This window comes from Desemzia sp. C1, from assembly GCF_020882875.1.
GTDB lineage: Bacteria > Bacillota > Bacilli > Lactobacillales > Carnobacteriaceae > Desemzia > Desemzia incerta.
Window position 1 is genome coordinate 1,868,484 of the sequence record NZ_JAJIZP010000003.1, and the last position, 22,146, is coordinate 1,890,629.

A 22,146-nucleotide genomic window follows, 5' to 3' on the forward strand; every position below is an offset into this window, starting at 1 on the left:
TAATTCATTCCTGTGTTTAAAATTTCGCCATGTTTGGAAGAAAAGCAACGAAATAAAGAATTGTTATTCTCATTTTATTCTAATTTATGGTAAAATAATAAAAGAGAAATGAAAAATCCCATTGAGAAGTTTAATAAATAGTGCTATTGTAACAAAGGCGTGTTATACGTGCGGATAAAAAAGGAGCGAGATTATCTCTATGAGTAGAGTACTGATTATTGAAGATGAAAAAAACTTGGCAAGATTTGTAGAACTAGAATTAAAACATGAAGGGTATGAAACCGACGTCCGTTATGATGGACGAAATGGTTTAGAAGCTGCATTAGATGAAAAAGAATCATGGGATGTGATTTTACTAGATGTCATGTTGCCGGAATTAAATGGAATCGATGTTTGTCGTCGTATTCGACAAGTCAGCAATGTGCCTATCATTATGATGACTGCACGTGATTCAGTGATAGATAGAGTTTCCGGATTAGATCATGGAGCAGACGATTACATTGTAAAACCTTTTGCAATTGAAGAACTATTGGCTCGTTTACGCGCTTTGTTACGTCGTATCGATATTGAAGGCGAACAAAACATGACAAAACAAACTACGGTACATTACCGTGATCTAGTGGTTGAAAAAGAAAACCGTATTGTTCGTAGAGGCGAAGAAGTTATTGAATTGACGAAACGTGAATATGAGTTGTTGTTAGAATTGATGGAAAATGTAAATATCGTTTTATCCAGAGATGTTTTATTGAATAAAGTATGGGGCTACGAAACAGAAGTAGAAACGAATGTGGTGGATGTTTATATCCGTTATTTGCGTAACAAACTTGATGTTCCAGGAAATGAGAGTTACATCCAAACAGTCCGCGGAACAGGTTATGTGATGCGTTCGTGAAAAATTTCCTAAAAACTAGGAATGAAGAAGAAAATAAGCTAAAGCGGGTTTCGTCGTTAAAGTGGAAATGGTCACTGATTGTTGCAATCGCCATTTTTCTTACTTATATGATTTTTTCTGTGACTATTTTTTATAGTTTTAGACAAATCATGTTCAGTCAAGAAGATGAAAATGTTAAAGAAATCATTACCGGCGTAACAAACCGATTGAATGTAGAATCAGCAGTTTTGACAAAGGCAACTGTTTATCAGTCCTTAAGTCCTACTTACACACCTTCAGCTCTTGAAATTGAAGAAAACTTTGACCAGCGTAATTTGATTATCGGTCAAGATGGCAATTATCAAGACACGTTGTATGCTGAAATGAGTGAAGAGGGGATAGTGGTAAGAGTATATAGCCCAACTTCTCGTTTATTGTTTGAATCGAGACCTAGTGATGTTTCGTTTAATCCAGAGGCTAAATTGACTGTACAGCTGATCGATATCAACGGTAAAGAAGGAATATCTGGGATAGCGCCGGTTTATTCGAGTCAAAACGGTATTCTAATCGGGTATATACATGTGACGAATGCATTAGACGACTACCATCAAATGTCGAGTCAAATCATTTCAGCGGTGTTTACGATTGGTGTGTTTGCTCTTTTATTCAGTGGCATAACAGGATTTTTATTGGCCAGCAAGTTTTTACAGCCATTAAAAACTATGACTACGACTATGAATGATATTCGAAAAGACACTCAATCTCAATCGCGGATTCCATTGGGAAATACGAATGATGAGTTAGCTCATTTGTCTACCGTATTCAATGATATGCTGGATAAGATGCAGCTGTACATTGAACAGCAAAAGCAATTTGTGGAGGATGTTTCTCATGAATTAAGAACTCCTGTAGCAGTTATGGAAGGTCATTTGAAATTGTTGAACCGCTGGGGAAAAGAAGATCCAGAGATATTAGATGAGTCTTTATCAGCATCTTTGCAGGAAGTTGAGCGCATGAAGACACTTGTGCAAGAGATGTTAGATCTATCCCGAGCTGAGCAGGTAGAAATTCATTACAAAAATGAAAAAACACCTATCAAGCAAGTGGTGCATCAAAATTACAATAACTTCAAAATGCTGTATCCTAATTTTGTGTTTAACTTAGATGATGATTTAAATGAAGAAATTTATGTCAGTATTTATCGCCATCACTTGGAACAAATCTTAATCATATTGTTGGATAATGCCGTTAAATATTCAACTGACAGAAATGAAGTGCATATTTCGATTGCTTCTGATGATAAATTTGTCCATGTTGCTATTCAAGATTTTGGTGAAGGAATGACACCGGAAGATGCGGATAAGATCTTTAATCGATTCTATAGAGTAGATAAGGCAAGAAGCCGACATAAAGGCGGAAATGGATTAGGATTGTCTATTGCTAAAGAGTTGTTGCTTGGATATAAAGGAAACATTTCAGTAGATAGTGTATTGAACCATGGATCTATTTTTAGGATCACACTTCCTATCTACAAAGAAACTGATTCTGAGCTTTAAAAACAAACTAATTACAAAAGCGAATGAGATAAAACATATGGTTCTATAATAAATACGGTTGATGGATAATTTTTCCACCAACCGTATTTTTTCGTATGTAATGAAAAAAGAACGTATCTCCGATATAATTTAATCGCCAAACCAAATTAAAGGAGATACGTCCATATGCAACAGTTTATCGCAAATACACTGCAATTAAAAGACAAAAATATTTATTTTGATGGAGAAACCGTTGAAGAAAAGATGTATAAAGGTCGACGCTCGTTGTTTTATCATGCTCAGTTATCCTATATTCCAGAAAGATGTCCTGAATGTGGGACTAAAAACGAGCACTATTCTATTGTAAAAAATGGCACTAGAACATCGCGTCTAACGCTAATGCATGTGTCTGGCCTACCGGCCTACTTAATGTTAAAGAAACAACGTTTCTTCTGTAAAAAATGCCTCTCTGCTTTTACTGCTCAAACAGCTATTGTCGATCAAGACTGCTTTGTCTCTACTCGTGTCAAACAACACATCGCCGATCAAGCAACGAAAATAAAATCTGTGAAAATGATTGCTGAAGAACATTCGGTATCTTGGAATACGGTGCATCGCGTCATCATTCAAACGGCTGAAAAACTAAAAATTCGACCGGTTTCTTCTTTGCCGGATCACCTCAGTTTTGATGAATTTAAAAGTGTCAACTCGGTTAAATTTTCGATGAGTTTTATTTATTGTGATGCGCTGACCCATAGGGTTGTAGATGTTGTAGCGAATAGACAAAAAGGTGAGTTATTGCGTTATTTCCAACGGTTCTCATTACCTGTCCGAAAAAAAGTAAAGACGGTAACGATTGATATGTACGAACCTTACATCCAATTAATTCCGGCTCTCTTTCCCAATGCAGCGATTATTTTTGATCGCTTTCATATCGTTCAGGCTTTAAACAGAGAGCTAAATAAATGCAGAGTAACCGTCATGAATGAATACCGCTATAAAGATGGCCGTCTTTATAATAAATATAAAAGATACTGGAAACTGCCTTTAAAATCTGAAACCCTGTTAACTTCTTCCAAGTATGTTAAGTTTAAACTTTTCGATTACTTAACTAATACGCAATCTATTGTGGATTACTTAATGTCGTTCAATGAAACTTTAAAAGAAACATATACTGTCATTCAAAATCTACGTTATGCTTTAGCGAATAATCAGTGGGAATACTTTAAATATGTTCTAAACCAAGCCAAAATCAAACCCATTTCAAAAGGATTAAAACGAGTACTCAGAACACTGAGAAAACACCTCAACATTGTCCAGAATACGTTTGAGTACCCTTATTTAACAAATGGTCCTATTGAAGGGATTAATAATAAAATTAAAGTCTTAAAACGAACGGCGTTCGGTTACCGAAATTACACCAACTTCCGTAATCGGATTTTATTAATGACACGCTTATATTTACCGGAGAAAGAAAAACAGACTAAGCAAGTTGCCTAGTCTGTGTAAAATTTTCTCATCAACCTTATTTGACGAAGAACCGTTTTTGTTCATGATGCCGATGGCTGTACAACCGTCTCCAATTAATTCAAGCACCACATTCTGCAACAGACCGTCTTTTTCCAAATACCGCACGTGACTATCCACTACTTCTCTATCCATCAAGAAACGAAGGGTATCTACTACGTGAATAAAATCTTCCACTACAAAAGTTCTTGGGTCTTGTGCATTTTGGAATCTATTTTTTTGAATAAAAACTAAGTCCGGTTTGCCATAGTCCTTCAAGCGGGAAATCATAGGCGAAAAACGTCTATTGAAACCAACCATCGCGATCAAATTCTTTTCTTTTGCTAAATCGACCAGCTGCTGACTTTCTTCAAAACTAAAAGATAAAGGCTTGTCTACGTAAACATGGATGCCGTTTTCAAGCAATTTTTTTGTGAGTTCAAAGTGGGCTTCTGTAGCTGCGCTGACGAATGCAGCTTGAATACCGGATTTGATCAGTTCCTCTACGGTTGTGACAGATTCAGTAAGCCGGTATTTTTTTGCTAACTGCTCTAATTTTTCTAGATTCCTAGTACAAAGCGCCAATTCGATACCTTCTTTTTCAGTAAGAACAGGTAAATAAGCTTTTTTTGCAATATCTCCCAGTCCAATAATTCCAATTTTCATAAAATGGCCTCCTTATTATAGGTGTAATTAAACGCATTTACTTGCGGTAACGGTTTTGTTCAATATAGACGGATACCATTCGATCATATTCATGCATGATCGTTTTCACTAGAGGCTGTTCAGCCGATTTCACCAACCAGTCCTCGATCGAGCGGATAGGCAATACATTGTTTCCTGTTCCGGTAATGAAAGCTGCATCAATGGACTCTAGTTGTACAACCGAAATGGTTTCTTCGCATATTTGGATCTCTTTTTTGCGGCAGATTTCAAAGACTTTTTTTCGCACAATTCCAAGCAAAACATTTTTTGCTGGTGAAGTGAACAGTTTACCGTCTTTAACGATGAACAGATTGGAGCGGCTTCCTTCGGTAACATAGTCTTCTTGATCGACCAATAAAACCTCATAAGCTCCTTTTTTCTGCCTTTCCCGCAACACAGTTTTTTGGTATTCATCTCGTTGGATCTTCAAATTCGGATCTGGACGTTCCAATTTCAATAAGGTCGTATGCATCCCCGTTTCGTAAAATTCTGATGGAGGGTAAACGGTTTTAGTGAAAAACAGCAGCATACCAACAGCTTGATTGCAGATGATTTTAATGTTTTGATCGACTACTTTATTTGAAGCAATCAAACGATAGATACGTTCCGTTAAGATCTCATCGGAATCAGTCAATTGAAGATGAATAAAAGATGCAGATTTTCTTAAACGCTCCAAATGATCTTCTAAGAATAAGGCTATCCCTTCTTGGACACGGATAACTTCATAAACACTTTTTCCGTTAAGTTCTTGGAAAACTTGTGTGTTGCCAGTGGCTACTTCATCGGAATTGTGAAAATAACTGGATCGTTCAATTTGTTCCATGGAATTCTCCTTTTGAATGGGCACATAAAAAAATAAATGAGTGTCATTCCTTTTATTCCTATTGTAGATTGAAAACATACAAAGCTGCAAGTTTTTTATTGAATAGCACAGTAGATACATGTCTATTCTTCAAGTATAATGAATGAAAGTAAAGAGCAGTTGGAAAGGAGTAGAGAACTTGTTGGAGAAAATTAAAAAAATCATAACAAATCATGAAGCAAAACCAATTGGAAATCAGCGCCATTTCTCAGTTTTACTTCCTTTGATCCAAGTTAAAGGGGAATGGCATTTGTTGTATGAAGTTCGAAGCAAACACATCTCTCAACCAGGTGAAACTTCTTTTCCGGGAGGGGCAGTCGAAATGGGAGAAACTTACGAAGAAGCCGCCGTCCGTGAAACGATGGAAGAATTGAACCTTCCGCGCAATGCTATCCAAATATTAGGGGAAATGGATTTTATCGTCAGTGAAGAAGCCGTTATACGATCTTTTGTCGGAGAACTGAAAGATATAGACATTAAGTCTATTATCAGTAATGAAGAAGTTGAGAAGCTGTATACCGTTCCATTGAGCTATTTCATGATACACGATCCCGATTATTTTGAAATGGCTGTCAAATTCGAACATGCAAAAAACTTTCCTTTCGATCGCATTCCAAACGGTAAGCAGTACAAGTGGAGACATGGAAAGCAAACAATAGCTTTTTACCAACTGCAAGAACAGACACTATGGGGATTTACGGCAGGATTGACCGATCGATTCATCAAATTGCTGAAAGAAAATGGACTTTGAGAAGCAGGCTAATCTAGAGTCGATAAACTTAAACTAGGTGTCAAGCTCTGGAGATTGCTGTATACTATAGGTGAATAGCGAAAGTTGGTGAAAGACTTTTATATAATGGAAGCGCTGTACAATTTAACTTGACGCTACATTTCTGAAAATTAACTTTAGAAGTGTAGTGGTAGATATATACTAAGTCGCAGTCCTTATCAACAATCATTTACAGAAAGAAGGAATTAAATGAAAAGAATCATGCTGATCGGAGCAACTGGCTGTGGTAAAACGACACTGAGCCAACGAATAAATGGGAAAGAACTGAAATACAATAAAACACAAGCGATCCAATTTGAATCAGGATTAATTGATACACCGGGAGAATTTGTTCAGCATAGGGGGTATTATAGTGCATTAAAAGTAACATCCGTCGAGGCTGATGTGATAGCTTTCGTTGCAAGTGTAACGGAGGACAAGCAGATCTTTGCCCCTTTATTTAATTCTTATTTTACCAAACCGGTTATTGGAATCCTTACTAAAGTGGATCTGGCTGCTTCTGATCAAGATATAAAAAAAGCTGGTGACAGATTGCGATTAGCAGGAGCAAAAGAACTATTCAATGTATCTTCATATACAGATGAAGGCATCGAAGAATTAGTAAATTATTTGAATGACTGAAATCGGATAAATGTGGATAACTCCAACTTTCGAGGTCAATTCATTTCATTATAGAAATAAGAAGTTTAAAAAAGTAGTGGTTTTTAAAGCGCTTTATGCTATACTAAATTCGATAGAACAATTGAATTCAAAAGTGTCTAGAATAAGGAAGCCGGTGTAAATCCGGCACGGTCCCGCCACTGTGATAAACCTTTTTGGTTTTAAGTCAGATCATTATTCTGAACAGCTATTAATGCGAAAGCTCTGTTTCGAGGCAAAACAGAAAGCTTCTAGGTCTATGGGATTGTCTCGTAGGCCTTTTTATGTGCTTCAAAACAACTGCTGCTTGTATTAGTGGTACTTAAAGAAGGATTGAATTCTATCAGCAGTCTGCAGACTGGAATAAAATGATGGTAGAGGATCTCTAAAGAAGGAGAATTAGTACAATGGCGTACTTCTCTATTTTTAGCTTAAATTACAAAGATAAAAGGAGAAGTGAAGATGAAAAAATGGGTAAATCTGTTAGCTGTTAGTGCACTTTCAACATTCGTGATTACAGGATGCGGGAATGGTGGAGATGGTGATCAAGCTGAAACTCCAACGTCAACTGTAGAAAGTACAGTAAGTGAAACGGCAAGTACAACAGCAAGCAATCAAGAAGAAATGGTATCTGTTAATGTAAGTGTTCAAGAAGACGGAGAGCTTATTCCGGGAACGGATAAAGAGCTGGAAGTTGCTGAAGAATCTAATCTTCTGGATGTCATGAAAGAAAATTACGATGTAGAAGAAAGTAATACTTTCATCAACTCAATAGAAGGTATTTCTCAAGACGAAGAAGAAGGGAAATATTGGATGTTCGACGTTAATGGAGAAGCTGCACCAGTTGGAGCTGCCGATACTATTGTAAAAGATGGCGATGAAGTGGTGTGGAATTTGAGTGGTATGTAATATGAAAAATGTTAATCCAGTCAGAAGGATCGCATTATTGTCGATGATGATCGCAGTTACGCATGTAGGACGGTTAATGTTGCAAATTTTACCTAATGTTCAACCAGTAACAACTATACTGATTATTTTGACACTATCAATGGGAATAGCAGATGGGTTGATTGTGGCTGTTTTGTCCATCTTGATCTCCAATTTGACGTTGGGTATGGGGATATGGACATTCGCTCAGATTATTTCTTTTTCTGTAATTGTATTGATTACGGGGTTAGTGATAAAACCAATGTATAAAAAAATACCAAAGTGGATGATGGTGTTGTATGCTGCATTTGCCGGTATTTTATATGGTCTTGTAGTTTCTTTTATTATGAAGTACTTACTAGGATTTGAAAATTTCTGGGCTTATTATATGATGGGTGTTCCGATGGATTTGATGCATGCTTTTGGTAACGGTTTATTTTATATTATCTTAAGTCCTGTTTTATTTCCATTGATCGAAAAAAACCTAGAGACAAGAGGTTATATCAGAAATAGAAGCAAGGATATTTAAAAATCCTTGCTTCTATTTTTTTGTCTTTAAATGAAAGTACGCGTTTTTAAAAATATTTATCTTTGCAGCGCTTAGCAAAAACTAATGAGACAAATTTTAGAAAAGGGTTTCATTTTTACGTTGACATCGCTTACTAAAGTGTTATAATAATGTCAGAGTCATTTTTAGAAACGAATAAAGCCACTATGCGGAAGATAGGTGATGTAGTTGAGTGAAAAGCAAAGAATGATCCAAGAATACGTGCCGGGAAAACAAATTACACTTGCACATGTGATCGCCAATCCAGACCCAGATATCTACATAAAACTCGGTCTTCCAGATAGCATGAATAGCAATGCCATAGGTATATTGACTATTACTCCCAGCGAAGCTGCTATTATCGCTGCTGATATTGCATCAAAAGCTGCTGAAGTTACTATTGGATTTATAGATCGATTTAGTGGTTCTGTAGTATTTACTGGCGGTATCACTGCAGTAGAAGCTGCGTTAAGTGAAGTACTTGCTGCTTTAGGGAAAATTTTAGGTTTTTCAGATACGGTCATCTCCAGAACTTAAGTTTAGTTAATAAAGTAAAGAGATCGAAACAGATCATTAGTGAAAGTATATTTTGATAGGAAGTGAAAAGATCAAAATGAAAGAAACTATTGTGATAGTCGACGCTGACTTAACAACTAGATTAACGTTAAAAAAATTATTGATAGAAGAAAATTACGATGTTGTAAGCGAAGGGAAAGATGGATTTGAAGCAATCGATATGTGCAAATCTAAAAGACCTGATCTTCTTATCATTAATGCAGAATTACCTGTATTAAATGGGATCAAAGCCGGCAAAAAAATTATAATAGAAAATTATGCGAAAGCCGTCATTTACTTATGTAACGATTGTGATGAAATGAATAAGACGAACTTAGACCGCATCAATAGTAATCGAACGATTGGTTGGGTTCCAAAGCCGGTGCACAAAGAAGTGCTGCTGTCGACTATTTGTTTAGGAATGGAAAAAATAGCCTATATTGAACAATTGGAAGAAGAAGTCGTTGGTTTGAATAAAAAGTTAGGTGAAAGAAAAATCATAGAAAAAGCTAAAGGTATTCTCATGGAGGAACAAAGATTGAACGAGTCTGAGGCTTATAAGTTTATCCAAAGGCTTAGTATGCAAAAACAGACCTCTATGGCGGAAATAGCTGATTTGATTTTGTTGGACGTCTAAAAAATAATAGAATAATGGCAGGTAATGGAACGTGTCATAGAAAAAGCAAAGGTGCTTAGAAAACGACTTTTTAAAGTCGCTTTTTAAGCACCTTTGCTTTTTGCACTAAATGGAGGGATCGGTCTAAACGAAGAGAGCAAAAACTCCATGATAGTATGAAAAGTTTAGGGAATACTTGTAGTCAATTTCATTGTCGGGTAGTCAATATAATTTGAGGAGGAAGACCTATGCAACAAGAAGCGTTAGGTATGATTGAAACAAAAGGGCTTGTTGGCTCGATTGAAGCTGCAGATGCAATGGTAAAAGCAGCAAATGTTGTATTGATCGGAACTGAAAAAATCGGTTCAGGATTAGTAACGGTTATGGTTCGAGGTGATGTAGGAGCAGTGAAAGCAGCAGTAGATGCAGGTGTTAGTGCAGCTGAAAGAATTGGAGAGGTAGTCTCTAGTTATGTCATACCTAGACCTCACAGTGATGTTGAAAGAATTTTACCTACAAAAGGTGTTGGTGAAGAATGAATGATCAAGACCTGTTAATCAATGATATTTTAAATAGAGTATTAGATAAGATGGATAAAAAGGACAGTCAGCCGAAAGGAGATTCAATCATGGTGAATAACGCAAAAAGCTTAACAGAATACATTGGATCAACAAAAACAGGAGACACTATTGGTTTAGTTATTGCTAATGTGGATTCTCAATTGTTGGAATCAATGAAATTAGAAAAGTCTTATCGTTCGATTGGTATCGTAGGCGCCAGAACCGGTGCAGGTCCGCACATTATGGCTGCAGATGAAGCTGTAAAAGCAACCAATACAGAAATCGTTCTAATTGAATTGCCAAGAGATACAAAAGATGGAGCAGGTCATGGATCATTGATCATCTTCGGTGGAGAAGACGTTTCCGATGTTAAACGAGCAGTTGAAGTAACATTACAAGAAGTGGAAAGAACATTTGGAGATGTATATTCTAATGAAGCTGGACACATAGAATTGCAATATACAGCACGTGCAAGTTATGCCGTAAATAAAGCTTTCGGAGCGCCAGTTGGGAAAGCATTCGGATTAATTGTTGGTGCGCCGGCTGCGATCGGTGTCGTAATGGCAGATGCAGCTGTAAAAGCAGCAAACGTTGAAGTCGTTGGTTTTGGATCACCGGGTAATGGTGGAACAAGTTTCTCGAATGAAGCCATTCTGCAAATCACAGGAGATTCCGGTGCTGTTCGACAAGCCGTTATTTCTGCTAGAGAAGTCGGTAAAAAATTATTGTCAAGTATGGGAGACGAACCTGTTAACGGCGCTCCATCATACATTTAATTAGGAGGGATACAATATGAGATCAAAACGTTTTGAAATTTTAGAAAATAAACCAGTAAATAAAGATGGGTTTGTCAAAGAATGGGTCGATGAGGGTTTTATTGCAATGGACAGTCCAAATGATCCAAAGCCAAGTATTCGGATAGAAAATGGAGAAATCGTTGAATTAGATGGGAAACAAAAAGAAGAATTTGACTTGATTGATAGCTTTATTGCTACTTATGGAATAAATAAAGAAAATGCTGAAAAAGTTATTAATATGAGTTCAAAAGAGCTGGCCAATAAATTGGTTGATCCAAATGTTTCCCGTTCAGAGGTCATTGCATTGACCACTTCCATGACGCCAGCAAAAGTATGCGAAGTAGTTAGTGAAATGAATGTTGTAGAAATGATGATGTCAGTCCAAAAAATGAGATCCAGAAAAAGACCAGCTACTCAGTCTCATGTAACAAACCTTAGAGATAATCCCGTTTTGATCGCAGCAGACGCAGCGGAAGGTGCTTTTAGGGGATTCGATGAACAAGAATCAACAACAGCAGTTGCACGTTACGCTCCATTAAATGCTATCAGTATTATGGTTGGATCAAATGTAGGGAGACCTGGTACACTAGCACAATGTTCTTCAGAAGAAGCAACTGAATTAGATTTAGGGATGCGCGGTTTAACAGCATATGCTGAAACCATCTCAGTATATGGAACAGAAAATGTCTTTACTGACGGAGATGACACTCCTTGGTCTAAAGGGTTTTTAGCTTCTGCTTATGCTTCTCGCGGGATCAAAATGCGCTTTACTTCCGGTACAGGTTCTGAAGTTCAAATGGGATTTGCTGAAGGAAAATCAATGTTGTATCTAGAAGCAAGGTGTATTTTCATCACTAAAGCTGCAGGTGTTCAAGGATTACAAAATGGATCGATCAGTTGTGTTGGGATCCCAGCCGCCGTTCCATCAGGAATTCGTGCAATCTTAGGTGAAAATCTTATTACTGCAATGCTCGATTTAGAGAATGCTTCAGGAAATGACCAAACTTTCTCACATTCAGATATGAGAAGAACAGCAAGGTTATTGATGCAATTGTTACCAGGAACAGATTATGTTTCTTCAGGTTACTCTTCCGTTCCAAACTACGACAATATGTTCGCAGGTTCGAATACGGATGCAGAAGATTACGATGACTATAATGTTATCCAACGTGACCTTAGAGTAGACGGTGGATTGAGACCAGTTACAGAAGAAGAAGTCGTAAAAATTAGAAATAAAGGTGCTCGCGCAATTCAAGCTGTCTTTGAAAGCCTGGGATTACCGGCTGTTACTGAAGAAGAAGTTGAAGCAGCAACTTATGCGTATGGTTCACATGATATGCCAGACCGTAGTGTCGTTGAAGATCTGAAAGGTGCATCTGATATTATGAATAGGGGTGTAACAGGTCTAGATATTGTCAAAGGTTTAGCTAAACACAATTTTGAAGATACAGCACAAAGTGTATTGAACCAGCTAAAACAACGTACAACAGGTGATTTCTTACAAACAGCATCAATCTTTGATAAAGATTGGAAAGTTATCTCTGCTGTTAATGAACCGAATGATTATGCTGGACCAGGAACTGGTTACCGTCTAGATGGTGCAGAGTGGGAAAAAGTTAAAAATATTCCTACAGCAATCGATCCTAGAGACATTTAAGAGGAGGGATAAAAATGGCAGAAATCAATGAAAAATTATTGCGATCAGTTATTGAAGAAGTTTTAAAAGAAATGGGAAATAGTATCGAAAAAGTTTCTTTCCGACAAGATAGTGGTATGGAAGAAGGCACTGAAACAAGCACTGCAACAGCTACTGTAGTTAAAGATTCATCTGAAGAAGAATCATGGATGAAGAGTATAGGAGAAGCAAAAACGGGAACATCAAAAGATGAAGTTGTCATTGCTGTTGCTCCAGCATTTGCTTCTGCTCAAAAGACCAATATTGTTGACGTACCACACAAAGAAATTATCCGTCAATTAGTTGCTGGTATTGAAGAAGAGGGATTGAAAGCTCGACTTGTTAAAGTTTACAAAACTGCAGATGTCTCTTTCATCTCATCTGTAGGGGACAACTTATCAGGATCAGGAATTGCAATTGGTCTGCAATCAAAAGGAACAGCAGTCATTCACCAAAAAGATCTGCAACCATTGTCCAACTTAGAACTATTCCCTCAAGCACCGCTTATTACGCTAGAAACTTACCGTGCAATCGGTAAAAATGCAGCTAAATATGCTAAAGGAGAATCACCAACGCCTGTAGCAACTCTTAATGATCAAATGGCTCGTCCAAGATACCAAGCTTTATCGGCTTTACTGCACATTAAAGAAACAAAACAAGTTAACAAAGGTAAAAGAGCTGAAGAATTCACTATAACTATTTAAGGATGTGTAAAAAAATGAGTACAGAATCAGTAGAAAGCTTAGTTAGAAAAATATTGGAAGACATGAACAGTGGAGATACGACAACTACTGTATCAGCACAAACACATACTCCAAGTTCAAGTGCAGCTTCTCCTTTTGGTAATGTAACAACAAAAGATTATCCCATTGCACAAAAACACCCTGAATGGGTAAAAACAGCGACTGGAAAAACGTTTAAAGATATTACATTGGAAAACGTAATGAATGGAACTATTGATGCGAAAGATGTACGGATTACATCAGATATTTTAAAAGCTCAAGGTGAGATCGCAAAAAGTGCTGGCCGTTCAACAATTACAAGAAACTTCTCGCGTGCTGCTGAATTAGTAAGCGTTCCGGACGATCGCATACTGGAAATTTATAATGCCCTTCGTCCATATCGATCATCGAAACAAGATCTTTTGGAGATTGCTGATGAATTGGATTCAAACTACAAAGCAACGATTACTGCTAATTTCATTCGTGAAGCTGCAGAAAACTATGAAAAACGGAAAAAATTAAAAGGCGACGATGACGAATAAAAAAAGGGAGAGAATCATATGCAAAGAATAGTTGGTGTAGACATTGGGAATTCGTCAACTGAAGCTGCTATGGCAGAGGTTTCACCAACGGGAGAAGTCAAATTCCTTGGTTCTTCAATTGCAACTACTACAGGGATCAAAGGAACAAAGAAAAACTTACACGGAATCTATGATTCTTTGAACAGCTTACTCAGCAAAACAAATCTTACTATGAAAGATATAGACCTTATTCGTATTAATGAAGCTACACCTGTTATTGGAGATGTAGCGATGGAAAATATCACAGAAACGATTATTACGGAATCTACTATGATCGGTCATAACCCCAAAACTCCTGGAGGTCTAGGAATCGGTATTGGGGAAACAGTTTCTGTATTAGATTTATTGAATAAGCCGATGGAAGAGAAAAAGTATATTGTCGTTGTTCCTAAAGAAGTTGACTTCGCTTTAGTTGCCCAATTGATCAATGCTTATGTAAAGAAAGGGTATTCTGTAGTTGGAGCGGTCTTACAAGCAGATGACGGAGTACTGGTAAATAATCGTTTAGATAAAAAAATACCTATAGTGGATGAAATATCTTTCATTGATAAAGTTCCGCTTGGCATGTTGGCAGCGTTGGAAGTCGTTGAACAAGGAAAAGTTATCTCTCAGTTGTCTAATCCTTATGGAATTGCAACGGTATTTAACCTTTCACCTGAAGATACAAAAAATATTGTTCCCATTGCAAGAGCTTTGATTGGAAACCGTTCGGCAGTGGTGATCAAAACTCCTAAAGGCGATGTACAAGCTAGAACCATTCCCGCCGGTGCCATCAGCATTTTCAGCAAAGGCAGAATCCAAACGGTAGACGTTTCGGCTGGATCGGAAAAAATTATGTCAGTTGTTTCTTCTGTAGACAATGTGGATAACGTAACAGGTGAATCAGGAACAAATGTCGGAGGTATGTTGGAAAAAGTAAGATTGACAATGGCTAGCTTAACAGATAAAGAAACTAAAGATATCTTTATCCAAGACTTACTGGCTGTCGATACATTTGTTCCACTAGATGTAAAAGGCGGGTTAGCTGGTGAATATTCAATGGAACAAGCTGTGGGAATCGCTTCAATGGTTAAATCCGATCACTTGCAAATGTCACTAATCGCTAATGAAATAGAAAAAGAAACAAATGTTTCTGTTGAAATAGGAGGAGTGGAAGCAGAAGCGGCGATTTTTGGAGCACTAACGACACCTGGAACAGACACTCCTTTAGCAATATTAGATTTAGGGGCAGGTTCAACGGATGCTTCGATCATAAACAAAAAAGAAGAAATTATATCGATCCATCTCGCTGGAGCCGGTGATATGGTAACAATGGTCATTGATTCCGAACTAGGATTGGAAGACAAACATTTAGCGGAAGATATCAAAAAATATCCTCTAGCTAAAGTTGAAAGCGTATTCCATATCCGTCATGAAGATGGAAGTGTTCAGTTTTTCAATGAACCATTGGCACCTAATCTTTTTGCAAGAGTTGTGATTGTTAAACCAGATGGATTGCTTCCGATACCTTTGGAGGAATCCATTGAAAAGATCAAAGTTGTCCGACAGACTGCGAAAGAACGAGTATTTGTTACGAATGCTATCCGTGCACTGGTAAAAGTTAGTCCCACAGGTAATATTCGCGATATTCCCTTCATCGTTATTGTTGGAGGCTCTGCTCTTGATTTTGAGATCCCTCAATTAGTTACAGATGCACTTTCTAAAAATGCATTAGTAGCCGGAAGAGGTAATGTTAGAGGAGTAGAAGGTCCAAGAAACGCAGTCGCGACCGGTTTGATTTTATCTTATGTTAAAAAAGGGGTGTAAAGGATGACAGTCAATGAATCTAATCGCCCTACAATTGTCATAAATATCCATAACACAATTGATGAAAAAAGATTAAAAGATGTTTTATTTGGGATAGAAGAGGAAGGGATTCCTTATTTGATAAAAAAGAATGATAACAGCAACGCCATTTCCTCAGCTTATGAGGCTTCAAAAGAGTCACGACTCTCTGTAGGGATTGGTTGTAATCAAAGTGAGGTAGTCGTCCATTATAAAAATTTGGAAATGAAAAAGTATCTTTTTAAGGTTTCTGACTATCAATCAAAGCCCAAAGAATTGATGAGAACTTTAGGCAGCAATGCAGCAAGGTTGGTTAAAGGAGACATATTCAAAGAAAACAATGGTTTGGAGGTGTCATTTTGAATGAAGCACTTGGCTTAATTGAAATAAGAGGGCTCGCAGCATCCATTAATGTAATGGATACGATGCTGAAAGTAGCATCTGTTGAATTGATCAACATCGAAAAGACTAAAGGCTCTGGTTGGATGACTATTAAAGTTTCCGGCAATGTTGGTGCAGTAAACGCTTCAATTGAAGCAGGTACTGCAAAAGCGAAGGAGTCAAATACCTTTGTTGCATCAAAAGTGATCCCAAGGCCTATGGGAGATATAGCGAAGCAGTTTCTTCATAAAGAAGAAATACAGGATGAAAAAAGGGGTCCAGAAGGATCTGTAGCTGACAAAATAAGTGAAGACAGTTCAAAACAAGGAACTTCCGTAAAAGAGAATACAAAATTGGCTCAAACAACTACACCAGAAACAGTTGGAAAATCTGCTGAGAATACAGACGACCAAAAAAGACCTGCAGTAAAATCTACTCCCGATAAAACAGGAGAAGACAATAAGGAAAACGGCAGCCCGGAAAAAGCATCAGTGAGTATTCCAAAGGTACAGGATAAAGAAAGCCCACTAGTCACTTCTAAAGGGAAAAACGAATCTGCCATCGCTTCGCAAAGTCAAGACGCTCTCGAAGCAAAAAAAAGTGAAAAAGTTGAAGGTGCTGCTAAAACTACTACAGAATCAAATCTTAAATCAGCAGCAACAACTACACCAAAAAGAACAACACAAAAAAAAGCAACACGTACAACAAGAAATACGACTTCAAACGGAAAAAAGACAATTTCTTCCACTAGTAAATAAAAAGGAGATGGATTACATTGAATAACGCATTAGGAATGGTAGAAACAAAAGGGTTAGTAGCAGCAATCGAAGCGGCAGATGCAATGGTGAAAGCAGCGAACGTAACTTTAGAAGGATATGAAAAAATTGGATCTGGTTTAGTGACAGTTGTTGTAAGAGGAGATGTTGGAGCTGTAAAAGCAGCTACAGATGCAGGAGCAGCGGCAGCACAGAATGTTGGAGAACTGGTTTCGATCCATGTTATCCCACGCCCTCATAGTGACGTAGAGAAAATTCTTCCAAAAAAATAATGGGCTCTAAGTTCAATGGATAGAAAGGCGGAATATAAATGAATGATGCATTAGGAATGGTAGAAACAAAAGGTTTGGTAGCAGCGATCGAAGCTGCGGATGCAATGGTGAAAGCCGCAAATGTGAGACTAGAAGGATACGAAAAAATCGGATCCGGTTTAGTAACGGTTATTGTAAGAGGAGATGTTGGAGCTGTAAAAGCAGCTACAGATGCAGGAGCAGCGGCAGCGCAAAGTGTTGGAGAGCTGGTTTCGATCCATGTTATTCCACGTCCTCATAGCGATGTAGAAAAAATTCTTCCTAGAGGGAGTGCTGTAAATGGATAAAGCAAGCCTCAAGGATCTAGTACGGAAAATAGTTATTGAGATGACTTCTCCCGAAGTGCCGATTGGAATATCTAATCGGCATCTGCATCTCAAACAAGAAGATTACGATGTGCTGTTTCCGAATCAACCGGTCAAAAAAAAGAAAAATTTGAAGCAACCGGGAGAATTCGCTGCTGAACAAACAGTCACTATCATTGGTCCGAAAGGGGAGATACCTAATGTTCGATTACTTGCACCGCTTAGAAACATCTCGCAAGTAGAAATATCTAAGACAGATGCACGTAAGTTAGGGGTAAACGCCTCAGTTAGTTTATCAGGAGACTTAAGTAAAGCAGAAGAAATTACTTTAAAAACTAAAGATGGCAGCATCACAATAAAAGGATGTATCATCGCGAAGCGACATATTCACATGAATACTAAAGAAGCAGCTTCCTTAGATTTGAAAAAGGGAGATATCGTTAAAGTGGAGGTAGATACTCCACAAAGAAAAACGATCTTCGACGATGTGGTCATCAGACCACATGAAAATTTTGTTCTTGAAATGCATATCGATACAGATGAAGCGAATGCTGCGAATATTTCTTCAGATACTAGATGCCGCATCATAACATAATGAGTATAAAGGGAGGTGACAAGATGCAAGAAGTTGAAAGTGCTAATGAAGTTCTGGAGACGTTCAATCAGATTGTAAATACTGGCAAAGTGTTACCATTCGATAAAAAGAATAGCCTGAAAGTCGGTATTGATCTTGGTACCTCTTCTATTGTACTAGTTGTATTAGATGATGAAGACAATCCAGTTTACGGTTCTTTCCAATATGCTAATGTCATTAGGGACGGTCTTGTTGTTAATTACATTCAAGCAGTTGAAATCGTCAGGAAATTGAAAGCGGATGCGGAAGAAGCTGTCGGCAGACAATTGACAGTTGCTTCAGGAGCTGTTCCTCCCGGTACAATAGGGAAAAATAAATCAGTCGTAGGGAATGTTATTGAAAGTGCTGAAATGGAAGTGGATAACATTGTCGACGAACCAACTGCAGCTGCCTGTCTGCTGAAGATCAATGATGGATATGTTGTTGATGTAGGTGGAGGAACAACGGGAATCAGTGTATTCGAAAAAGGGGAAATCCAGCACGTTTTAGATGAACCTACCGGCGGAACTCATATGACTCTGGTATTGGCCGGTTACCACAATGTATCTTACGAAGAAGCTGAGCAGATAAAGAGAGATAAAAAGAAAGAAAGAGAAAACTTTTTAGTGATCCAGCCGGTAGTCGAAAAAATGGCAGAAATCACTCGAAAAGCTATTGAGAATTCTGGATATATAACGGATTCACCAATCTACTTAGTTGGTGGGGCATCGAATTTTTCCGATTTTACAGATACTTTTTCTAAGTACCTTAATAAAGCGGTGGTCAAACCTAGTTTCCCTCAGTTTGTAACTCCTATAGGAATTGCGATGAATTGTGGAAAAGAGGCAGAGTAATGGATAAATTGATCGAAGCAATTGTAAAAAAGTTAACGGAAAGAGAAACGAATGTACTAACAGTAAACTTCCAAAAGGAGAATGAGTATACAGTAAAAAGTTTTTTAGAGAATAAAGAAATTCATATCATCGGAGTAAACAGCATTATGCTCAAAAAAATGACTGATCTGATAGAGGATGACTTTGTTGCGTGGATTATGGAAGGTATCAGTTATGGTGTTATCTTTCATTTCCACTTATCTTCTTCGACATACAATATAATTCCAATTGAGATTCTCGTTAAATGGCCAGTGAAGGTTTACAGTGAAAAAAAAGAAAGAATATTGGCTTTTACCAATAAAGCCATCACCTACAAAGAAATGGTCTGCTTACCTGACTCATCAATAGTAATGCTTACAAAAAATCAACTCGTTACTGATTTGGCAAAAGAAGTGCAAGATAAAAAACGAATAAAAGTAGTTGAAAGGTTTTGATAGAATGCAAATTGGAAAAGTTGTCGGCAGCATTGTCTCTACACAGAAAGATGAATCTTTAGTTGGAAAGAAATTAATGATCGTCAAAATCATTAATAGTGATGAACAAGAGTCCGACAGGGAAGAAGTAGCAGTCGATACTGTTGGAGCAGGAATCGGGGAATACGTTCTGCTCACAAGAGGATCTGCTGCAAGAAACATTTTTCCAAACGGTGTAAATGCCATTGATGCTTCTATTGTCGGTATCATAGATAGCTTTGAAAAGTGAGGTCACATTATGGGAATTTATACTAAAACTGGTGATAAAGGAGAAACTAGCTTATTTGATGGTACGAGAGTAAAAAAATATTCAAATAGAGTAAATACTTACGGAACCATGGATGAGTTGAATGCCTTTATCAGTCTAGCTGAAAAACTTGCAACACGTAAAGAAAGTAAAGATATCCTAGTAGAGATCCAAAAGAAACTATTCCTTGTTTCTGCTGAAATAGCAACAACAGATATGGAAAAATTGGTAAATAAAAGCGATATCATCACGGAACAAAGTATTTCATTTCTAGAAGAGGTAATTGATAGATTTTCTATTGAACTTGAAAAAGTAACAAGTTTTGTCCTTCCGGGGAAATCTGTTCCAGGAGCACAGCTACATGTTGCGAGAACAGTCTGTAGAAGAGCTGAGAGAGAACTGATTCAATTATCTCAGATCGAGGATATCCGACCGGAATTAATAAAATACGTAAATCGTTTATCGGATTGCCTTTATATTTTAGCAAGGATTGAAGATGATGATCATTATACAGAAAAGATCGTCCAATTGGTCGTTGAAAAATACCAGAAGTATTTAAAGGAAATAGATACGAAATTAAAAGACAGTATAACAAGTTTGTTCAATCAAGCCGATACGATTATTGAAAAAGCCAAACAAAAAGCGGAAGAAATAAATGTGCCAGTAACGATTGCAGTAGTAGACTCGTCTGGGCGATTGATTGCAGAAAAACGTATGGAAGAAGCTTTACTTGTAAGTTTGGATCTAGCGGTTAAGAAAGCCTATACAGCAGTCGCTATGAAAGCACCCACCCATAAACTAAAAGATTCTTCTCAGCCTGGTGCTCCTTTATACCAAATAGAAAGCAATACAAGTACAGGTGGTGGAATCGTCACTTTTGGCGGGGGCTTGCCTATTTACCTTGAAGGTAAAATCATTGGTGGCATCGGAGTCAGCGGTGGATCTGTTGAAGAGGACCAGATTATTGCAGAAGCTGGTATTTGTTAAAGAGAGGAAAGGATTTTGATATGGAAAACACAAAAGAATTAGAAGCAATGATTCGAAATATTGTAAAAGAGATAAAAGGTTCTGGTACTGCTGTCAATAGTTCTGGAACTTCTGGTTCTGAATCTAAAGACGGAATTTTTCAAGATGTTGATTCAGCAATCGTATCCGCAAAGAAAGCGCAACAAGAATACAGTAAATGTTCAATGGATATCCGGAATCAAGTAGTTGAAGCAATCCGTACAGATCTCAAGCCTTACGTCGGAAAAATTGCCAAAGACGCAGTTGAAGAAACGGGGATGGGGAAAGTAGAAGACAAGATTACAAAAATTAATCTAGCCTTAAACAAAACTCCAGGAGTGGAAGATTTAAGACCTGAAACGTTTACTGGAGACCACGGTATGGCTTTGTATGAATTGACGCCATATGGTGTTATTGGAGCGGTAACACCGAGTACAAATCCACCAGCTACATTAATCAATAATGCAATTGGAATGTTGGCAGCAGGTAATGCTATTTTCTTTAGTGTCCACCCTGGCGCAAAAAAAGTTTCTCGTTGGCTGGTAAGTAAATTGAATGAAATAGCTTTTAAAGTAACTGGAATCAATAATCTGGTAGTAACCATTGAAGAACCATCCATTGAAGCAGCTCAGAAGATGATGCAACATCCAGATATTGCCATTTTAGTTGTTACAGGTGGACCTGGTGTTGTTCGTCAAGCTTTATCTAGTGGTAAAAAAACGATTGGTGCAGGAGCTGGAAACCCGCCTGCGCTTGTCGATGAGACAGCAGATATTGCTAAAGCCGGTAAAGACATTGTATGGGGAGCAAGTTTCGATAACAATGTTTTATGTACGGCTGAAAAAAGTGTGGTCGTCGTTGAATCAGTGGCAAATAGGTTAATTGAAAGCATGCAGTCTGCCGGAGCATATGTTGTGAAAGATGAAAGAAAAATCAAGCATCTTTTAGACATGACTTTAACGGATAAAGGACCTAATAAAAAGTATATTGGTAAAGATGCAAGTTTTATTTTAGATGCAGCAGGACTTCCTTATACAGGAGATCCAAAGTTGATTATCATGAAAACAGAAAAAACACATCCTTTTGTGATTCAGGAAATGCTTATGCCGATTGTACCGATAGTGACAGTTAACAACTTTGAAGAAGCTTGTGAGACTGCAGTAATGATTGAACAAGGACTAAAACATACAGCGACTATGCACTCGAAAGATTTGACTAGAATAAACAAAGTAGCGAAAGTCATTAACACCACTATTTTTGTTGTCAACGGTCCATCTTTTGCTGGATTAGGAGTTATGGGTGAAGGCCCGACTACTCTTACAATAGCAACACCAACTGGAGAAGGAACAACATCAGCTCGCCACTTTGCAAGAAGAAGAAGAATGGTTGTCACTGATGGTTTTTCTTTGAAATAAAAAAAGAGGTGATAA

27 protein-coding genes and 1 riboswitch are annotated in these 22,146 nt (G+C 37.6%); of the genes, 25 read left to right on the forward strand and 2 right to left on the reverse strand.

All coding sequences use genetic code 11. The annotated features are described in order from the left end of the window. The first annotated feature begins 199 nt into the window (after positions 1-199). The 3 genes from LMF32_RS09535 (at position 200) to LMF32_RS09545 (ending at position 3,906) form a co-directional block, all read left to right on the forward strand. Positions 200-892 carry a response regulator transcription factor gene (locus tag LMF32_RS09535; RefSeq protein ID WP_092479794.1) on the forward strand — a complete coding sequence of 231 codons (693 nt, stop codon included), beginning with the start codon at positions 200-202 and terminating at the stop codon, positions 890-892. 119 nt (positions 893-1,011) lie between these two features. After that, positions 1,012-2,427, forward strand: coding sequence for a HAMP domain-containing histidine kinase (locus tag LMF32_RS09540; RefSeq protein ID WP_230524595.1), 1,416 nt, complete (start codon positions 1,012-1,014; stop codon positions 2,425-2,427). A gap of 165 nt (positions 2,428-2,592) precedes the next feature. Continuing rightward, positions 2,593-3,906 carry an ISL3 family transposase gene (locus tag LMF32_RS09545; protein ID WP_230524596.1) on the forward strand — a complete coding sequence of 438 codons (1,314 nt, stop codon included), beginning with the start codon at positions 2,593-2,595 and terminating at the stop codon, positions 3,904-3,906. On the opposite strand, the gene LMF32_RS09550 is transcribed toward LMF32_RS09545, so the two are convergent. Both LMF32_RS09550 and LMF32_RS09555 read right to left on the reverse strand, forming a co-directional pair. Further along, positions 3,868-4,578 carry a Gfo/Idh/MocA family oxidoreductase gene (locus tag LMF32_RS09550; RefSeq protein WP_230524597.1) on the reverse strand — a complete coding sequence of 237 codons (711 nt, stop codon included), beginning with the start codon at positions 4,576-4,578 and terminating at the stop codon, positions 3,868-3,870. The two genes, LMF32_RS09545 and LMF32_RS09550, sit on opposite strands and share 39 nt — an antisense overlap. A 37-nt stretch (positions 4,579-4,615) precedes the next feature. After that, on the reverse strand, positions 4,616-5,440 hold the full coding sequence (locus LMF32_RS09555) for an aminotransferase class IV (protein WP_230524598.1): 825 nt from the start codon (positions 5,438-5,440) through the stop codon (positions 4,616-4,618). Between the two features lie 178 nt (positions 5,441-5,618). On the opposite strand from LMF32_RS09555, the gene LMF32_RS09560 reads away from it, so the two are divergent. The 22 genes from LMF32_RS09560 to LMF32_RS09670 all read left to right on the forward strand — a co-directional run bounded on the left by LMF32_RS09560 (position 5,619) and on the right by LMF32_RS09670 (position 22,131). Beyond that, positions 5,619-6,230 carry a CoA pyrophosphatase gene (locus tag LMF32_RS09560; RefSeq protein ID WP_230524599.1) on the forward strand — a complete coding sequence of 204 codons (612 nt, stop codon included), beginning with the start codon at positions 5,619-5,621 and terminating at the stop codon, positions 6,228-6,230. Positions 6,231-6,458: 228 nt separating this feature from the next. Next, positions 6,459-6,890, forward strand: coding sequence for a EutP/PduV family microcompartment system protein (locus LMF32_RS09565; protein ID WP_230524600.1), 432 nt, complete (start codon positions 6,459-6,461; stop codon positions 6,888-6,890). Between the two features lie 119 nt (positions 6,891-7,009). After that, a riboswitch (adenosylcobalamin (AdoCbl) riboswitch) is annotated at positions 7,010-7,162 on the forward strand. 208 nt (positions 7,163-7,370) lie between these two features. Continuing rightward, a complete protein-coding gene (locus LMF32_RS09570) occupies positions 7,371-7,817 on the forward strand; it encodes a DUF4430 domain-containing protein (protein ID WP_230524601.1) in 447 nt (148 codons plus the stop codon). 1 nt (position 7,818) lies between these two features. Then, positions 7,819-8,364 carry an ECF transporter S component gene (locus LMF32_RS09575; RefSeq protein WP_230524602.1) on the forward strand — a complete coding sequence of 182 codons (546 nt, stop codon included), beginning with the start codon at positions 7,819-7,821 and terminating at the stop codon, positions 8,362-8,364. Between the two features lie 207 nt (positions 8,365-8,571). Then, entirely contained in the window at positions 8,572-8,919 is a 348-nt protein-coding gene (locus LMF32_RS09580; RefSeq protein ID WP_230524603.1) for a BMC domain-containing protein, read from the forward strand. Between the two features lie 76 nt (positions 8,920-8,995). Further along, the gene (locus tag LMF32_RS09585; RefSeq protein WP_230524604.1) at positions 8,996-9,574 is read left to right on the forward strand and encodes an ANTAR domain-containing protein; all 579 of its coding nucleotides are present in this window, start codon (positions 8,996-8,998) and stop codon (positions 9,572-9,574) included. A gap of 227 nt (positions 9,575-9,801) precedes the next feature. Further along, the gene (locus LMF32_RS09590) at positions 9,802-10,092 is read left to right on the forward strand and encodes a BMC domain-containing protein (protein WP_230524605.1); all 291 of its coding nucleotides are present in this window, start codon (positions 9,802-9,804) and stop codon (positions 10,090-10,092) included. Then, positions 10,089-10,889 (forward strand): propanediol utilization microcompartment protein PduB, encoded by an 801-nt coding sequence (gene pduB, locus LMF32_RS09595; RefSeq protein ID WP_278046291.1) that lies wholly within the window; start codon positions 10,089-10,091, stop codon positions 10,887-10,889. Before LMF32_RS09590 ends, pduB begins: the two co-directional genes overlap by 4 nt. Positions 10,890-10,905: 16 nt before the next feature. Then, entirely contained in the window at positions 10,906-12,567 is a 1,662-nt protein-coding gene (locus LMF32_RS09600) for a propanediol/glycerol family dehydratase large subunit (protein ID WP_230524606.1), read from the forward strand. A 14-nt stretch (positions 12,568-12,581) separates the two neighbouring features. After that, on the forward strand, positions 12,582-13,289 hold the full coding sequence (locus LMF32_RS09605; protein WP_230524607.1) for a propanediol/glycerol family dehydratase medium subunit: 708 nt from the start codon (positions 12,582-12,584) through the stop codon (positions 13,287-13,289). A gap of 14 nt (positions 13,290-13,303) precedes the next feature. Then, positions 13,304-13,849 carry a diol dehydratase small subunit gene (locus tag LMF32_RS09610; protein WP_230524608.1) on the forward strand — a complete coding sequence of 182 codons (546 nt, stop codon included), beginning with the start codon at positions 13,304-13,306 and terminating at the stop codon, positions 13,847-13,849. Positions 13,850-13,867: 18 nt separating this feature from the next. Beyond that, a complete protein-coding gene (locus LMF32_RS09615) occupies positions 13,868-15,694 on the forward strand; it encodes a diol dehydratase reactivase subunit alpha (protein WP_230524609.1) in 1,827 nt (608 codons plus the stop codon). Positions 15,695-15,697: 3 nt separating this feature from the next. After that, positions 15,698-16,075, forward strand: a complete 378-nt coding sequence (locus tag LMF32_RS09620) for a glycerol dehydratase reactivase beta/small subunit family protein (RefSeq protein WP_230524610.1) — start codon at positions 15,698-15,700, stop codon at positions 16,073-16,075. After that, positions 16,072-16,851, forward strand: a complete 780-nt coding sequence (locus LMF32_RS09625) for a BMC domain-containing protein (protein ID WP_230524611.1) — start codon at positions 16,072-16,074, stop codon at positions 16,849-16,851. Before LMF32_RS09620 ends, LMF32_RS09625 begins: the two co-directional genes overlap by 4 nt. Positions 16,852-16,886: 35 nt before the next feature. Beyond that, a complete protein-coding gene (locus LMF32_RS09630) occupies positions 16,887-17,141 on the forward strand; it encodes a BMC domain-containing protein (RefSeq protein WP_230525105.1) in 255 nt (84 codons plus the stop codon). A gap of 38 nt (positions 17,142-17,179) precedes the next feature. Then, on the forward strand, positions 17,180-17,467 hold the full coding sequence (gene eutM / locus LMF32_RS09635) for an ethanolamine utilization microcompartment protein EutM (protein ID WP_230524612.1): 288 nt from the start codon (positions 17,180-17,182) through the stop codon (positions 17,465-17,467). Then, the gene (locus tag LMF32_RS09640; RefSeq protein WP_230524613.1) at positions 17,460-18,080 is read left to right on the forward strand and encodes a phosphate propanoyltransferase; all 621 of its coding nucleotides are present in this window, start codon (positions 17,460-17,462) and stop codon (positions 18,078-18,080) included. The genes eutM and LMF32_RS09640 overlap by 8 nt, the downstream gene beginning before the upstream one ends. 23 nt (positions 18,081-18,103) lie before the next feature. Next, positions 18,104-18,952: an ethanolamine utilization protein EutJ gene (eutJ, locus tag LMF32_RS09645; protein ID WP_230524614.1), complete on the forward strand. Its 849-nt coding sequence runs from the start codon at positions 18,104-18,106 to the stop codon at positions 18,950-18,952. Beyond that, the gene (gene pduM, locus LMF32_RS09650) at positions 18,952-19,425 is read left to right on the forward strand and encodes a PduM family microcompartment protein (RefSeq protein ID WP_230524615.1); all 474 of its coding nucleotides are present in this window, start codon (positions 18,952-18,954) and stop codon (positions 19,423-19,425) included. The genes eutJ and pduM overlap by 1 nt, the downstream gene beginning before the upstream one ends. A gap of 4 nt (positions 19,426-19,429) precedes the next feature. Continuing rightward, entirely contained in the window at positions 19,430-19,693 is a 264-nt protein-coding gene (locus tag LMF32_RS09655; RefSeq protein ID WP_230524616.1) for a EutN/CcmL family microcompartment protein, read from the forward strand. 9 nt (positions 19,694-19,702) lie between these two features. Beyond that, positions 19,703-20,698: a cob(I)yrinic acid a,c-diamide adenosyltransferase gene (locus LMF32_RS13710; RefSeq protein WP_347401916.1), complete on the forward strand. Its 996-nt coding sequence runs from the start codon at positions 19,703-19,705 to the stop codon at positions 20,696-20,698. 20 nt (positions 20,699-20,718) lie between these two features. Beyond that, entirely contained in the window at positions 20,719-22,131 is a 1,413-nt protein-coding gene (locus tag LMF32_RS09670; RefSeq protein WP_230524617.1) for an aldehyde dehydrogenase family protein, read from the forward strand. The last annotated feature ends 15 nt before the right edge of the window (positions 22,132-22,146 follow it).

Excerpts from the sequence above, each read along its gene's own strand:
- LMF32_RS13710 (WP_347401916.1), top strand. The coding sequence starts at position 19,703 with ATGGGAATTTATACTAAAACTGGTGATAAAGGAGAAACTAGCTTATTT.
- LMF32_RS09670 (WP_230524617.1), top strand. The coding sequence starts at position 20,719 with ATGGAAAACACAAAAGAATTAGAAGCAATGATTCGAAATATTGTAAAA.
- LMF32_RS09615 (WP_230524609.1), top strand. The coding sequence starts at position 13,868 with ATGCAAAGAATAGTTGGTGTAGACATTGGGAATTCGTCAACTGAAGCT.
- eutJ (WP_230524614.1), top strand. The coding sequence starts at position 18,104 with ATGCAAGAAGTTGAAAGTGCTAATGAAGTTCTGGAGACGTTCAATCAG.
- LMF32_RS09590 (WP_230524605.1), top strand. The coding sequence starts at position 9,802 with ATGCAACAAGAAGCGTTAGGTATGATTGAAACAAAAGGGCTTGTTGGC.
- LMF32_RS09600 (WP_230524606.1), top strand. The coding sequence starts at position 10,906 with ATGAGATCAAAACGTTTTGAAATTTTAGAAAATAAACCAGTAAATAAA.
- LMF32_RS09545 (WP_230524596.1), top strand. The coding sequence starts at position 2,593 with ATGCAACAGTTTATCGCAAATACACTGCAATTAAAAGACAAAAATATT.
- eutM (WP_230524612.1), top strand. The coding sequence starts at position 17,180 with ATGAATGATGCATTAGGAATGGTAGAAACAAAAGGTTTGGTAGCAGCG.
- LMF32_RS09610 (WP_230524608.1), top strand. The coding sequence starts at position 13,304 with ATGAGTACAGAATCAGTAGAAAGCTTAGTTAGAAAAATATTGGAAGAC.
- LMF32_RS09570 (WP_230524601.1), top strand. The coding sequence starts at position 7,371 with ATGAAAAAATGGGTAAATCTGTTAGCTGTTAGTGCACTTTCAACATTC.
- LMF32_RS09575 (WP_230524602.1), top strand. The coding sequence starts at position 7,819 with ATGAAAAATGTTAATCCAGTCAGAAGGATCGCATTATTGTCGATGATG.
- LMF32_RS09555 (WP_230524598.1), bottom strand. The coding sequence starts at position 5,440 with ATGGAACAAATTGAACGATCCAGTTATTTTCACAATTCCGATGAAGTA.
- pduM (WP_230524615.1), top strand. The coding sequence starts at position 18,952 with ATGGATAAATTGATCGAAGCAATTGTAAAAAAGTTAACGGAAAGAGAA.
- LMF32_RS09655 (WP_230524616.1), top strand. The coding sequence starts at position 19,430 with ATGCAAATTGGAAAAGTTGTCGGCAGCATTGTCTCTACACAGAAAGAT.
- LMF32_RS09605 (WP_230524607.1), top strand. The coding sequence starts at position 12,582 with ATGGCAGAAATCAATGAAAAATTATTGCGATCAGTTATTGAAGAAGTT.
- LMF32_RS09565 (WP_230524600.1), top strand. The coding sequence starts at position 6,459 with ATGAAAAGAATCATGCTGATCGGAGCAACTGGCTGTGGTAAAACGACA.
- LMF32_RS09550 (WP_230524597.1), bottom strand. The coding sequence starts at position 4,578 with ATGAAAATTGGAATTATTGGACTGGGAGATATTGCAAAAAAAGCTTAT.
- LMF32_RS09535 (WP_092479794.1), top strand. The coding sequence starts at position 200 with ATGAGTAGAGTACTGATTATTGAAGATGAAAAAAACTTGGCAAGATTT.
- LMF32_RS09585 (WP_230524604.1), top strand. The coding sequence starts at position 8,996 with ATGAAAGAAACTATTGTGATAGTCGACGCTGACTTAACAACTAGATTA.
- LMF32_RS09620 (WP_230524610.1), top strand. The coding sequence starts at position 15,698 with ATGACAGTCAATGAATCTAATCGCCCTACAATTGTCATAAATATCCAT.
- LMF32_RS09640 (WP_230524613.1), top strand. The coding sequence starts at position 17,460 with ATGGATAAAGCAAGCCTCAAGGATCTAGTACGGAAAATAGTTATTGAG.
- LMF32_RS09630 (WP_230525105.1), top strand. The coding sequence starts at position 16,887 with ATGGTAGAAACAAAAGGGTTAGTAGCAGCAATCGAAGCGGCAGATGCA.
- pduB (WP_278046291.1), top strand. The coding sequence starts at position 10,089 with ATGAATGATCAAGACCTGTTAATCAATGATATTTTAAATAGAGTATTA.